Below are 13,482 nucleotides of genomic sequence, written 5' to 3'. Positions count from 1 at the left end.
TGAGGGAGTTCTCGTGAGCTATTTACCGAGAGTGTCGGGGCGCGGGGTGGTCGCCGCGGTCGCCGCTGTCGCAGCGGCTGTCGGCGGCGTGGTGACACAGTCGGCCGGAGCACCGGCCGGCGTACAGGAAACGGCGTTGCAGCAACAGCTGGACACGCTGCTGAACGACGCCCGGTACGACGGGTCACAGGTCGCGCTGGTGGTCCGGGACGCGACGACCGGCGAGACGCTGTACGACCGGAACGGCGATCAGCGGATGCTGCCCGCCTCGAACACCAAGCTCTTCACGTCGACGGCCGCGATGCACACGCTCGGCCCGTCGTACCGCTTCCACACCGACGTACTGGCGACCGCGCCGGTCCGCGACGGGAAGCTGCAAGGGGACCTGTACCTCAAGGGGTACGGCGACCCGACCGCGCTCGAATCCGACTACGTGGGACTGGCCAAGCAGCTCCGCGCAACCGGTGTCCGCCGCGTCGACGGCGACCTGATCGCCGATGACACCTACTTCGACCACGCCCGGCTCGGTGACAGCTGGGCCTGGGACGACGAGCCGTTCTACTACTCGGCCCAGATCTCCGCCCTCACGCTCGCGCCGAACACCGACTACGACTCGGGTACGGCGATCGTCGAGAGCCGGCCCGGCGCGGCGGTCGGTGCACCCGTCAAGCTCACGCTGGTCCCGGGGAACGGCGTACTCAAGCTGGTCAGCACCGCGAAGACCGGCGCCGCCGGGTCGTCGAACACGCTCAGTATCGAGCGTGACCACGGCACCAACATCGTCCGGGTGACCGGCTCGGTTCCGCTCGGCGCCTCGGTCGGCCAGGAGTGGGTGACTGTCTGGGAGCCGGAGCTCTACGCGGCCGACGTGTTCGAGCGCGCGCTCGCGGCCGAAGGCATCCGCGTCGACGGTCACATCAAGAACGCGGCCTCCCCCGCCACCGCCCGGCGGCTGGCCCGGGACGAGTCGATGACGGTCGGCGAACTGATGACGCCGTTCCTCAAGCTGTCGAACAACATGCACGCCGAGACGCTGGTCAAGGCGATGGGCGCCGTGGTCGAGGCCGAGGGCAGCTGGTCCGCGGGTCTCGGTGTCGTCACCGACTACGCCAAGAGTGTCGGCGTCGACACCAGCCGGATCCGGCTCTCCGACGGCTCCGGCCTGTCCCGCAAGGTGAACGTGACCGCGGACAGCGTCACCGACATCCTGATCGGCGTTCAGAAGGAGCCGTGGTGGCAGCAGTGGTACGACGGCCTGCCGATCGCGGGCAACCCGGACCGCTTCGTCGGCGGCACCCTGCGCAGCCGGATGCTGAACACCCCGGCCGCGAACAACCTGCACGGCAAGACCGGCTCGCTCACCGGCGTGACGGCGCTGTCCGGCTACGTCAGCAACCAGGACGGCCGCAAGCTCGTGTTCTCGATGATCAGCAACAACTACCTGAACAGCCCGCGGTCGATCGAGGACGCGGTCGGCGTCACGCTCGCGTCGTGGAGCGACCAGGCACCGCCCGCCGCGGTGAGCCCGAACACCCTGCGGACCACTCAGTCCAGCTGTGACCTCGAGTGGGAGAAGGCCTGCTGATCCGTCTAATCGGTTCGACAGTACGGCGGTCGTTCACCACGATGTGGGGATGACCGCCGTACTGCCAGCCACGTACTCCGTCCGACCGCCGGCCAAGGAGGACGCGGAAGCGGTCCTCGAGCTGGTCGCCGCCTGCAACACGGCCGTGATCGGGTTCGCCGACTTCACCCTCGACGACGTCGTCGACGAGCTCACCGCGCCCGGATTCGAGCCCGCGACGGACGGCTGGCTGGTCTTCGACGGCGATCGCCTGGCCGGCTTCGCCACCATCTACGGCAAGGGCGACCGCCACCAGCTCGACGCCTATGTCGTCACCGCCGAGCCGGTGGTCGAGGCCTTCCTGCTCGATGAGCTCACCCGCCGCGCAGCCGAGATCGCGACCGCGTACGGGCACGCCTCCGTGCCGTTGGACGTGGGCGTGTACCGCGCCGACGAATCCCGCCGCGCCCGGCTGGCCGAGTACGGCTTCGCGACCGGTACGACGTACCACCGGATGCGGATCGATCACACCGGACCGGTCGAGGCACCCGCTGTACCGGCCGGGATCACGGTGCGCCGGGGTGCTCCGGACGAGGCGAGCCGACGGGCTGCCCAGGACGTGCTGAACTCGTCGTTCGCGGGCCAGTTCGGGTTCAGCCCGCGGGCCTTCGAGGAGTGGCACGCGTCGCACGAGAACCAGTCGTCGTTCGACTGGTCGCAGATCACCCTGCTCGAGCTGGACGGCAAGGCGGTCGCGTTCCGGGAGTGCACGGACCAGTTCCTCGAGGACGAGAACTGCAACTACATCGGGCGGCTGGGTGTGGTGGCGGAGGCCCGTGGGCGAGGACTGGCGAAGTTCCTGCTGCGAGATCAGTTCGCGTTGGACGCCGCGGCCGGGCTGGCCGGGACGATCCTGCATGTGGACACGAACAACCCGACGCCCGCCCTCGGCCTCTATCTGTCGGTCGGCATGTCCGCGTCCTTGGTCATCGAGGTCTGGCGGTTGGAGGTGCGGGCCGCATGACGTTGCCTGACAGCTACGCCGTCCGCCCGATGCGGGTGGAGGACGCCGCCCTCATCGCCGAGCGGTCCGGCGCTTACACCAGCGCCTTGATCGGGTTCGCGAAGCACAGTTCCGAGGACGTCGCGAACTACCTGCGAGACCCGGGCTTCGATCCGGCCACCGACGGGTGGGTGGTGACGGACGAGGCAGGCGAGTTCGCCGGCTCCGCGACCACGGCCGTGAACAACGACCGGACCCGGGCGAATCTCGAGGTGCTGAGCGAGAATCCGGCCATCGTCGAGTGGCTTCTCGATCGGGCGATTCAACGGGCGTCCGACGGTGCGTCAGGCGGGGTGGTGGCGAGCGTCGCCGTGATTCGGCAGGACCAACTGCTGCCGGAGATCGTCGCCGCCCACGGCTTCACGATCGGCACGTCGGTCCACCGGATGCGCATCAACTTCGACGGCGAGGTCCCGGCGCCGACGGTGCCGGAAGGCGCGACGGTACGACGCGGTGCCTTCGACGACCGCAGTCGCCGGGCGGCTCACGGCGTACTGGTGGAGGCGTTCCGCGGGCAGGCCGGGGCCGATCCACGGCCGTACGACGAGTGGTTCGCGTCGCGGGAGAGCCGGTCGACGTTCGACTGGTCGCAGCTCACGACGGTCGAGGTCGACGGACAGGCGGTGGCCGTGACCGAGTGCAACGACAACTTCGTGAGCACCGACAACTGCGGGTACGTCGGCCGACTGGCCGTCGTACCGTCGGCGCGTGGTCGCGGGCTGGCGAAGTTCCTGCTGTACGACGCGTTCGCCGTGGACGCCGCCGCCGGCCGCTCCGGCACGATCCTCCACGTCGACAGCAGCAACCCGACACCCGCCGTCGCCCTCTACACCGCAGTCGGCATGAAGCCCGACCTGATCAGCGACATCTGGCGCAAGACGGTGTAGACGCCTCGCCTGGGTGGTCGCGGTCCACCCCGGCGAGGCGTCAGTTCAGGACGGCGCGTTCACCGCTGCTGCCCGCATAGACGGTGCGGTCGCCGAGTGGCGTGCGCAGGTCGAGGTCCACGGCGATCGCACCGGTGGACGGCCTGCAGTGCCGGGTCTCCGGCTGATCCGCGACGGCGGTGTAGCGGTACGCCGCGATCCGGACCGAGTCGTTGTCCTGGGAAAGGATGCGGACGACCGTGCTCGGCACACACGGCTCCGGGGCACCCATCCCGGGTCCGACGCTCACCATCAGCACGGACGGGTGGTCCGGCACCGGCGTCGCGGACATCACCCCGATCTCACCCTGCAGCACCATGACCGTCGTACCGACCTTGAACCGGCTCGGCGGTGGACCGTCATCGAGGGAGTTCGTGGTCTTCTCCGGCCCGGCCGGCTCCTCGCCCGCACGTGGTAGGCCGACAGTGGCGGCGACTCCCCCGATGACCACAACAACCGCCGCCACCGCAGCCAGCACAACCCGGCGCCGGTGACGACGCTGCCGGGCCGTGCGCTCGACGTACTCGAACGGCGGCGCCTCGGCCGGCGTGAGCTCGTCGACGTACTCCATCAGCGCTTCACGCATGCTCGGACACCTCCTTGACCGTGAGCAGTGGCGCCAGGGCCTGCCGCGCCCGCGCCAGGCGGGACTTGACCGTGCCCGGCGCGACCTGCAATTCCTCGGCGATCTGCTCCACCGGCAGATCCATCACGTGGTGCAGTACGACGACCGCCCGCTGCTCGGGCGTGATCCGCGCCAGGGCGGCGGCGACATCCAGTGCGTCCCCATCCGGGCCTTCGACGGCGCCCGGACGTCCGCGGAGCTTCGCCAGTGCACGCGTCGCCACCTGCTGACGGCGCAACCGGCTCACCAGGGTCCGGACCGCGACCGCACGCACCCAGGCCTCCGGGTCGTCGTACCGGCGGATCGAGTCCCAGCGGCCGAGCAGCTTCACGTACGCGTCCTGGGCGACCTCCTCGGCGTCGGCCCGCGATCCGCCGATGGACACCAGCAGACCGATCAGCCGCGGCCACGTCCGGCGGTACAGCGCCGCCACGTCGGCCGTCGGGTCACCGTCGCTGTCGTGCACGCCGCGCACCTCCCCAACGGGTCGTCACACGGCTAACACGCGCGACCGGCCCACCCGGTTCCCTCCCGGTCCGGAGAAGTTTCGCGCGGCACCGGCCAGAGTGCCAGGCCTTGCCCTCGCGAGATCTGAGAGATTACTCTCGAAACATGTCTCTCAGAAATCCGTACGGCGATTTCGAGATCACCGACCCACAGGCGATGCGGGCGCTGGCTCACCCGGTCCGGCTGGCGGCGCTCAGCTGGCTGCAGCGCAACGGCCCGGCCACCGCGACCCAGCTCTCCGAGCACGTGGGTGCCTCGCCGTCGGTCACCAGCTGGCATCTGCGGCACCTGGCGAACTTCGGGCTGGTGGTGGACGGTCCTCCCCCGGACGGCGGCTCGGACCGGCGGCAGCGCTGGTGGAGCGCGGTCTCGCGCGGATTCCGCTACGAGATGCCCGACACCCCGGAGGGTGCCGAGGCCGGCCGACTGCTCCGCACCGAGATGATCAACCAATCGCTCGAGGCCGTTCAGCAGTGGCTGGCCGAGACCGAGCCCGGCCTCGAGCCAGGGTGGAGCCGCGTCGCCGGATCCGCCAACACCCGGCTGGTCATCACACCGGCCGAGGCCGAGGCGATCGAATCCGCGATCGAGCAACTGCTCGCGCCGTACGTTCAGCGCCGCAACGAGGGCGAGACACCACCGGACGCCGGCTCGGTCCGCTACCTGCGGATGACATTGCCCGAAGCAACAACATCGTCCGAGGAATCGCCGTGAGCACACTGTCCGCGACCAGTCTCTGGCGGGACCGCCGATTCCGGACCTTCTGGTCCGCGCAGGGCGTGTCCGAGTTCGGCGACCGGATCACCGAGCTGGCACTGCCGCTGATCGCCGTCACCATGCTCAACGCCTCGCCCAGTCAGGTCGGGTTCCTGACCGCGGCTGTCTGGCTGCCGAACCTCGCGTCGCTGTTCATCGGCACGTGGGTCGACCACCGCCGGGACAAGCGCCCGCTGATGATCGCGGCCGACCTGTCCCGGACCGTCCTCCTGCTCTCGCTGCCGGCGGCGTACTGGCTGGGCGCGCTCACCCTCGGCCAGCTCTACGTGATCGCGATCCTGGCCGGTACGGCGCATGTCATGTTCAACACCGCGTACGCGTCGTTCTTTGTCGCGCTGGTCGAGCGGGATCAGTTCCTGGAGGCCAACAGCAAGCTGTCCGCGACCAGGTCGATCTCGTTCATGGGTGGTCCCGCGCTCGGCGGCCTGCTTGTGCAGTGGCTGACCGCACCGGTCGCGATCGTCGTCGACGCGTTGACCTTCGCGTTCTCGGCCCTCCAGATCAGCCGGATCGAGATGACCCCGGCCGCCTCGGACGAGACAGCGGAACCTTTGTTGCGCCGCGCCCGCGCCGGCATGCGCTACCTGCTCCGGCATCCGTACCTCCGCCGCAGCCTGGCCTGCTCGACGACCGTCAACTTCTTCAACCTGATCAGCACCGCCTTGCTGGTGCTGTTCGCCAGCCGGGAGCTGGAGCTGTCCGCGGGGACGATCGGGATCGCGTTCGGCATCGGTGCGGCCGGTGGGCTGCTCGGCGCGGTCGCCGCCTCCCCGCTCAGCCGCATCTTCGGCGTCGGTCCGTTGATCGCCGCCGGTGCCGTCGTCTTCCCCGGCGCCATCGCGATCGCGGCGTTCGCCGACGGCCCGACCTGGGTCAAGGCCACCGCGTTGGCGGCGGCCGAGTTCGTCGGCGCGTTCGCTGTCATGTGCTTCGACATACCGAACAACTCGCTGCAGGCCGCCGTCACGCACGACTACATGCGGAGCCGGGTGTCCGGGGCCTACAGCACCATCAACTACGGCATCAGGCCGCTCGGCGCGGTCGTCGGTGGGTTGCTCGGCACCTGGATCGGCGTCCGGGCAACCCTCCTCGTCTCCGCGGCCGGCGGCCTGCTCGCCGTCCTGTGGCTCGTCGGCTCGCCGAACATCCGCACCCGCGAACTCGACGGTCTCGAGCCTCCTGAGTTCTAGTCGTGCACTGCGCGGTCGGCGAGGTCCTCGACGTCGTCGACCTTGGCGACCGTCAGCCGGAGCGGGACCTCCTTGATGAACAGCACCGCGATCAGGCTGACCACCGCACAGGCGGCCGCGATCAGGAAGATCCGCCCGGTCGCATCGCCGTACGACTGCCGGACCAGCTCCGCCAACTGCGCCGGCAGGTGGCCGACGTCGAGCAGGCTGGTGCTACCGGAGCCACCCTCCTGCAGTTTGCGCGCGGCCTCGGCGCCACCCGGACTGGCCAGCAGACCGGCGACGATCGAATCCTGCACCCGGACCGCGAGGACGGCACCCAGAGCGGACACCCCGACGGCACCACCCAGGCTGCGGAAGAACGAGACCGTGGCGCTCGACGCGCCGATCTGCGAGACGTCGACGGTGTTCTGTACGGCGAGGACGAGGTTCTGCATGGTCATCCCCATGCCGAGACCCATCGCCAGCATGCCGAGTCCGACGTACCAGTACGGCGTGGTGTGGTCGATCGTGCCGAGTACCGTCAGGCCGCCGACCAGAAGGATGCCGCCGGCAACCAAGTAGCGCTTCCACTTGCCGAACCGGGTGATCATCTGACCGGAGCCGACCGAGCCGAGGAACGACCCCAGCATCATCGGGATGGTCAGCAGACCGGCCTCGGTCGGGCTGTAGCCGCGGGCGATCTGGAAGTACTGGCCGAGGAACAGCGCGCTGCCGAACATCGCGACACCGACCGCCAGGCTGGCGACGATCGCCAGCGCGGTGGTCCGCTCCCGCACGACCTTCAGCGGGACCAGCGGCTCCTTGACCCGGTTCTCCACCACCACGGCGAAGACGCCGACCAGCAGCGTGCCGCCGACGAAGAGCGCGGACTGCCACGACATCCAGGCGAAGTCGTGACCGGCGAAGGTGACCCAGAGCAGCGGCAGGCTCGCCGCGATGCTGATCAGCACCGCGCCGAGGTAGTCGATCCGGACCTTGCGCTTGATCAGCGGCAGGTGCAGGTACTTCTGCAGGATGACCAGGCTGATCACGGCCAGCGGGACGCAGACGTAGAAACACCAGCGCCAGCCGAGCCACGAGGTGTCGACGATGACGCCACCGATGAGCGGACCGCTCACGGTCGCGACGGCCATCACCGCACCCATGTAGCCGGAGTACCGGCCGCGGCTGCGGGGCGGGATCGCCGCACCGATGATCGCCTGGGCCAGCGCCATCAGGCCGCCCATCGCGAGGCCCTGCAGGACGCGGGCGCCGATCAGGAACGGCACGTTGTGGGACATGCCGGCCAGTGCCGACCCGACCACGAACAGGGAGATCGCCAGCTGGACGAGCAGCTTCTTGCTCATCAGGTCGGAGAGCTTGCCCCAGATCGGCGTGGACACCGTGGTGGCCAGCAGGCTCGCCGTCAGCACCCAGGTGTACTGCGTCTGGGTCCCCTGCAGCTCGGCGATGATCGTCGGCAGGGCGTTGCTGACGATGGTCGAGCTCAGCATCGCTGTGAACAGCGCGGCGAGCAGGCCGATCAGGATCTCGAGGATCTCGCGGTGGGTGAGTTCCGGCGCGGTGGGCACAGGCGCACGCCGGGTCTCGGTGACAGTCATCAGTCTCCTGTTGGTTGAGAACGCCTCACGCTCGTGGCGGCTTCGGTGATGGCGCGGGCGATCCGCTGCATGGTTTCCGCAGCGGCAAGGAGCGCGTCGTCGTCGAAGTCCGCCATGGCGGTACGAAGTTGCTGGGTGTAGGTGGAGTACAAGGCCTCCAGCTGGGCCTTGCCGTGGGGGGCCAGGCTGACCAGCCCGACCCGGGCATCGGCCGGATCCGGTCGACGGCTCACCAGTCCGTCGGCCTCCAGCGCGGTCAGCTGCCGGCTCACCACCGACGCATCGACGCCGAGCTTGGCCGCGATCTCGCCGCCGCGTTGCTCTCCGTCCCTGAGGAGGACCTTGAGCACGCTCGCGTCGGAGCGGCGCAGCCCGCCTTCGGGGATCAGATGCCGATGCTCGATACAACGCACGGCCCGTACCAGCGAGCTGACTCCTTCGAGCAGCTCCTGGGCCGACGCGTCCCGCTCTACCCCCGGGACGAGGGGTTCCTGAGCTAGTTGCATAACCCAACTATATATCCGGATAGTTGGTTTCTGCAACCATATGGCAGACTGGGCGGTTTCGTTTACGGAGAGTGAGATATTCTGGAGAACGGCGCCATTCTGGCCACTCTCCGTCTATCATCCCGGAAGGGGGCATTTTCTGGGGAGTGCACCGAAGTCCAGGGGGAGCGACTGAGGTGAGGAGGCCATGAAGGCCACCGGAATCGAGCAAGCGCGCTTCGAGCCGACTGTCCTCAGTGCGGTACGCCGCTACTGGGTCATGGTCACGGTCATCGCGGTGCTGACGGCCCTGGCGGCGGTGGGGTACTCGATGCGGCAGGCCGAGGTCTACCGCGCGTACGCCACGGTCACGGTGCCGCAGAGCACTCTCGCCGAAGGTGAGGCCCGCACGCAGTACTTCGACGGTCAGGTGCTGCTCCTGCAGTCCCAGGAGGTGGCCGATCGCGCCGTCCGCTTCGCCAACGCGGAGCTGAACGGCAACCTGCTGACCCGGCGGGACTTCGCAGGCGAAGACAGCTCGTTGGAGATCACCCCGCCCGAGCAGGCAACACCGGGCAGCTTCGGCTCCAGCATCGTCGCCCTGACCTTCACCTGGCCGAGCAGCAAGGTCGCCCAGGCCGGTGTCAACGCGGTGCTCCAGGCCTTCGACGACGCCCGGTCCGCCGCGATCGCGGCTCAAGGTGCGGCCGATGTCGCCGCGGTCCAGCGAGCCATCGACGATGCCCGGACCCGAGGCCAGCGGACCGGCCTGCAGAACCAGCGGACGCAGACACTGGTCGACCTGCAGCTGGCCCTCGCCACCCACCCGACCGTCACCTGGGCCGCCGAACCGCAGCTGCCGATCAACGGCAACGCGAAGCGGTCCGGTGCGATCGGGCTGGTGGCCGGCCTCGCCCTGGGCGCCGTACTGGCCTATCTGCGGGCCGGCCGCCGGCGGTGTGTCGACGACCGCCTCGACCCGGTAGCGATCTACGACGCGCCTCTGCTCGGTGACATCCCGCCGACCGACCGGAACCGGATCCGGTCCACCTTGTCGGCTACCGCCCATCCCCTGCCGATGGCCGCCGATCCGCAGTCCGCGGCCGCCGAGGCGTTCCGGTTCACCGCGGGGTCGGTCGAGCGCCTGCGCTCTGCCCGGGACCACCGGATGGCCGTCGTCTTCGTCTCGGCGGAGAGCGGATCCGACCGGAGTACGGTCGTCGCCAACGTCGCGCTCGCGGTCGCCGAGAGCGGGACGCCCGTACTGGCAGTGGACGCCGATGCGGGCGGGAGCGCCCTGACCGGTCTGCTTCTCCCCGGCAGCCCGCAGTCCGACGGTTTCGAACAGGTCGTGGCCGGGTGCTGTCCGGTGTCGGAGTGCATCGAGCCGAGCCCTCTCAACGCGGACGTGACCGTCCTACGGGCGGGTCCCACCCGGGTGCGGCGGACCAGCGGCACGGCGTACGCCGAGGCGGTGGGGAAGCTGATCGCCGAGGCCAAGGAGTCGTTCGAACTCGTCCTGATCGACAGCCCCGCCGTGCTGACGGCGGCGAACGCCGTCGAGCTGGTGCAGGACTCCGATGCGACCGTCGTCGTCCTCGGCCCCGGCGAGCCGGTGCAGGACCACGTGACGGTGGTGGAGCGACTCGAGCACGTCGAGCCCAGTGTCGCCGGCTACATCTACCGGCGGACCGGTCCTGGGCCGAAGTTCGTCGGCTGGCTGCGAGGACGGATCGGATCCGACCCCGTGCAGCCGGTCGAAGTGCTGGCGTTCCGTCCTGCCAGGAGCCGCCGTACATCGGCACACCAACCACAGGACTGATGCGGGATGTCCTCGCCCGCGGGTACTCCACGCGAGCTCGGCGGTGACCTGGGCGCACCGCCCCCAGACGCATCGGGCCGTCTCTGGATCCTGTACGGGCGGTTGCTCGGGCCTCTCCTGGCCGGCTACCTGCTGCTCGACCGCGCCTTCGCCTACCTCCATCTGCCCGGTAGCCCCTTGTTCGTCGGCGAGATGGTGCTGGGGGTCGGCGCTGCCGCCGCCGTCGTGTCCACTCACTACCTCAAGGTGCCGATCAGGGACGAGTCCATCCTCGCGCCGCTCATCGCGTTCGCCGCCTGGGGACTGGTCCGGACAGTGCCCGGCGTCGCGACGTACCACCTGGACGCGGTGCGGGATGCCGCGCTCTGGTTCTACTGCCTGTTCGCGTTCTTCGTCATTGCCGCGCTGAACAGGTCCCCGGAGCTCCTCGACCGGTGGATCAACGGGTTGAGTCGGTTGGCTCCGTGGCTGCTGCTCTGGCTGCCGTTCGCGGTCGTGCTGTATCCGCTGGGGGACAGTGCCCCCACGGTGCCGTTCACAACGGTGTCGGTGCTGTCGCACAAATCCGGGAGCTCGGCCATCGCGGCGCTGCTCGTGCTCGGGTGCATGTGGCTTCTGCCCGGGACGCGCAGCGCTCGGAGCCGTACGGGCTGGAGCTTGCTGGCGCTCGTCGTGGTCGCTCTTGCCGCCACGCAGAATCGCGGTGGCCTGCTCGGCGTGATGGCCGGTGGGGCGGTCGGACTGGCATTCCTCCGCAACCGCGTGGGGCTCGCCGCCCGCGTCGTACTCGTGATGACTGTCGGCCTGGGACTGGCCTCACTGCTGTCGCTGAAGGTGCCGCTCGGCGGACTGCAGGGGCGAGAGTTCTCGGCCACCCAACTGATCTCCAACGTCGCGAGCCTCGGCGGAAAGGACACGCCCGGCAACCTGGGCGGCACCGTCGAGGGTCGTCAGCAACTCTGGACGCGGATCCTCGACAAACAGGTGGCGGACGGCCACCTGGTCGACGGGTCCGGCTTCGGCCAGAACCTGGCCAGCGAGGTCGGCGTACTCGACGCGGGCAAGGACTCGCTGCGGAGCCCGCACAACTCGCACCTGCACATCATGGCCAGGATGGGTGTGGTCGGCATCTCGTTGTGGATCGCGTTGTGGGTGGGCTGGTACTGGCGCATGATCGGCGGCTGCCGGCGGCTGGCCCGCGAAGGGCTGCACACCAGACGTCAGGTGGGCGTGCTCTCGCTGATGGTGACGACGGCCGTGCTGGTGTCCTGCTTCTTCGATCCCCAGTTGGAGGGACCGCAGGTCGCGGCGGTGCTGTGGACCGCGTTCGGCATCGGGGTGGCGGTGACCACGGTCCGGCCCTGGTTCCGTGGCGGGATAGGACCGTGAGGCTCAGGGCGCGCTGGATCGTGGCAATCTGCCTGCTGGCGGCATTGCCGGTTTCCTGCGACGGTGAACCGATCGACACCGCGCTGCCTGGCCGCGCCGGACTCACCGCGCCCGTCGGTCCGGTTGCGAGATCCTGTGCCGGCGTCTCGGTGCATCCCTCCGAGGACGTCCAATCGGTCATCGACGCGCATGCGCCCGGTACGACGTACTGCCTCTCCCCTGGCGTCTACCGGCTGGAGCAACCGCTGGAGCCGAAGCGGGGTGACGCGCTCATCGGCCGCCCGGGGGCAGTGGTCAGCGGGTCGAAGGTGCTGACCGGCTGGCGGCGGAACGGCGGAGTCTGGTCGACCACAGGCTTCCTGCCCGCGAAACCGGGCGACCACGGCGAGTGCCTGGAATCCGTGCCCACCTGTGCCTACGCCGAAGACGTGTTCGTCGACAAGCGCCGGCTGCACCGGATCGGGTCCAGGTCGGCCGTGACCGCCGGCACGGTCCATGCCGACTACCGCACGAACACGATCACCATCGGCGACGATCCCGAGCTCCACCTGGTCGAGCAGGCGGTCGCACCCAGCCTGATCAGAGCCACCGTCGACAAGGTGACGGTCGCCGATCTCGTGCTCGAGCAGGCCGCCAACGAGGCCCAGGTCGCCGCTGTCGAGGCCCGCCGGACGACGCCGTACGGGATGGGGTCCGACTGGCGGATCTCGCACAACGAGGTGCGCCTCAACCACGGCGTCGGTCTGGGGCTGGCCGACGGCGCCGTCGTCACCTCGAACCTCGTGCACCACCAGGGCCAGCTCGGTTTCGGTGCCTGGGGCAACGGATCGGTGGTGAGCGGCAACGAGATCTCGTTCAACGGCGTGGCCGGCTACTCGCCGGACTGGGAGGCGGGCGGGAGCAAGAGCTGGCACACCGACCGGCACACGGTCAGGCACAACTACGTCCACGACAACCACGGGCCGGGTCTGTGGACCGACGGCGGCAACATGCGCACGGACTACTCGTTCAACAAGATCACCAGGAACTGGGGAGCCGGCATCCAGCACGAGATGAGCTACGACGCGACCATCAAGGACAACGTGATCACCGGCAACGGTCGCCGGCACAAAGGCTGGGCCTGGGAAGCCGGCATCCAGATCCAGTCGTCCGGCGGGACAGGGCTCATCGAGGTCGCCCGCAACACCCTCGGTGACAACGCCAACGGCATCGCCCTGATCGAGAGCGGCGGCCGTGCGGACGAACAGCCGGCGCCGTACGGACCGCACGTCGTCCGCAACGTCTGGGTGCACGACAACCGGGTCAGACTGTCCGCCGGCCAGACCACCGGTGCGGTCCAGGACATCGGAGACAAGACCGTGTACACCGGTGCCGGCAACCGCTTCGAGGACAACACGTACGTCGTGTCGTCGCTGGACGGACAGTACTTCTCCTGGAACGACACCGACCTGACCTGGACCGAGTGGCTCGTGGCGGGCAACGACAACGGCGGACGGGCCGAACGCACCGGCCGCTGAACTCGGGGCGGCC

Annotated in this window: 12 protein-coding genes; 8 read left to right on the top strand and 4 right to left on the bottom strand. The window is 69.3% G+C overall.

Going from position 1 to position 13,482, the window contains the following annotated elements; all coding sequences use genetic code 11:
• Positions 1-13 precede the first annotated feature (13 nt).
• From dacB to ACGFH6_RS15730, 3 genes are read left to right on the top strand one after another with little or no spacing between them, the layout of a single operon-like run.
• The gene (gene dacB / locus ACGFH6_RS15740; protein ID WP_393384199.1) at positions 14-1,585 is read left to right on the top strand and encodes a D-alanyl-D-alanine carboxypeptidase/D-alanyl-D-alanine-endopeptidase; all 1,572 of its coding nucleotides are present in this window, start codon (positions 14-16) and stop codon (positions 1,583-1,585) included.
• A gap of 49 nt (positions 1,586-1,634) precedes the next feature.
• The gene (locus ACGFH6_RS15735; RefSeq protein WP_393384197.1) at positions 1,635-2,588 is read left to right on the top strand and encodes a GNAT family N-acetyltransferase; all 954 of its coding nucleotides are present in this window, start codon (positions 1,635-1,637) and stop codon (positions 2,586-2,588) included.
• The gene (locus ACGFH6_RS15730; protein ID WP_393384195.1) at positions 2,585-3,514 is read left to right on the top strand and encodes a GNAT family N-acetyltransferase; all 930 of its coding nucleotides are present in this window, start codon (positions 2,585-2,587) and stop codon (positions 3,512-3,514) included. The genes ACGFH6_RS15735 and ACGFH6_RS15730 overlap by 4 nt, the downstream gene beginning before the upstream one ends.
• Before the next feature lie 40 nt (positions 3,515-3,554).
• On the opposite strand, the gene ACGFH6_RS15725 is transcribed toward ACGFH6_RS15730, so the two are convergent.
• Entirely contained in the window at positions 3,555-4,139 is a 585-nt protein-coding gene (locus tag ACGFH6_RS15725) for a hypothetical protein (RefSeq protein ID WP_393384193.1), read from the bottom strand.
• Positions 4,132-4,644, bottom strand: a complete 513-nt coding sequence (locus ACGFH6_RS15720; RefSeq protein ID WP_393384191.1) for an RNA polymerase sigma factor — start codon at positions 4,642-4,644, stop codon at positions 4,132-4,134. Before ACGFH6_RS15720 ends, ACGFH6_RS15725 begins: the two co-directional genes overlap by 8 nt.
• Positions 4,645-4,790: 146 nt before the next feature.
• On the opposite strand from ACGFH6_RS15720, the gene ACGFH6_RS15715 reads away from it, so the two are divergent.
• Together ACGFH6_RS15715 and ACGFH6_RS15710 are read left to right on the top strand one after the other, a co-directional pair.
• Positions 4,791-5,399 carry an ArsR/SmtB family transcription factor gene (locus tag ACGFH6_RS15715; protein ID WP_393384189.1) on the top strand — a complete coding sequence of 203 codons (609 nt, stop codon included), beginning with the start codon at positions 4,791-4,793 and terminating at the stop codon, positions 5,397-5,399.
• Positions 5,396-6,652 carry an MFS transporter gene (locus tag ACGFH6_RS15710; protein WP_393384187.1) on the top strand — a complete coding sequence of 419 codons (1,257 nt, stop codon included), beginning with the start codon at positions 5,396-5,398 and terminating at the stop codon, positions 6,650-6,652. The genes ACGFH6_RS15715 and ACGFH6_RS15710 overlap by 4 nt, the downstream gene beginning before the upstream one ends.
• Here ACGFH6_RS15710 and ACGFH6_RS15705 read toward each other — a convergent pair.
• Together ACGFH6_RS15705 and ACGFH6_RS15700 are read right to left on the bottom strand one after the other, a co-directional pair.
• Positions 6,649-8,256 carry an MDR family MFS transporter gene (locus tag ACGFH6_RS15705; protein WP_393384185.1) on the bottom strand — a complete coding sequence of 536 codons (1,608 nt, stop codon included), beginning with the start codon at positions 8,254-8,256 and terminating at the stop codon, positions 6,649-6,651. The two genes, ACGFH6_RS15710 and ACGFH6_RS15705, sit on opposite strands and share 4 nt — an antisense overlap.
• Entirely contained in the window at positions 8,256-8,762 is a 507-nt protein-coding gene (locus tag ACGFH6_RS15700) for a MarR family winged helix-turn-helix transcriptional regulator (protein ID WP_393384183.1), read from the bottom strand. The genes ACGFH6_RS15705 and ACGFH6_RS15700 overlap by 1 nt, the downstream gene beginning before the upstream one ends.
• Positions 8,763-8,949: 187 nt before the next feature.
• Between ACGFH6_RS15700 and ACGFH6_RS15695 the strand changes: the two genes are divergently transcribed.
• The 3 genes from ACGFH6_RS15695 to ACGFH6_RS15685 are packed head-to-tail and all read left to right on the top strand — an operon-like array spanning position 8,950 to position 13,469.
• Positions 8,950-10,563, top strand: coding sequence for a Wzz/FepE/Etk N-terminal domain-containing protein (locus ACGFH6_RS15695; protein WP_393384181.1), 1,614 nt, complete (start codon positions 8,950-8,952; stop codon positions 10,561-10,563).
• Between the two features lie 6 nt (positions 10,564-10,569).
• On the top strand, positions 10,570-11,952 hold the full coding sequence (locus ACGFH6_RS15690; protein WP_393384179.1) for an O-antigen ligase family protein: 1,383 nt from the start codon (positions 10,570-10,572) through the stop codon (positions 11,950-11,952).
• Entirely contained in the window at positions 11,949-13,469 is a 1,521-nt protein-coding gene (locus ACGFH6_RS15685; RefSeq protein ID WP_393384177.1) for a right-handed parallel beta-helix repeat-containing protein, read from the top strand. The genes ACGFH6_RS15690 and ACGFH6_RS15685 overlap by 4 nt, the downstream gene beginning before the upstream one ends.
• The last annotated feature ends 13 nt before the right edge of the window (positions 13,470-13,482 follow it).

Source organism: Kribbella sp. NPDC049227 (genome assembly GCF_043197265.1).
Classification (GTDB): Bacteria; Actinomycetota; Actinomycetes; order Propionibacteriales; family Kribbellaceae; genus Kribbella.
Note: the sequence above shows the minus strand (reverse complement) of the source record. Positions and strands in the feature narration are given on the sequence as shown.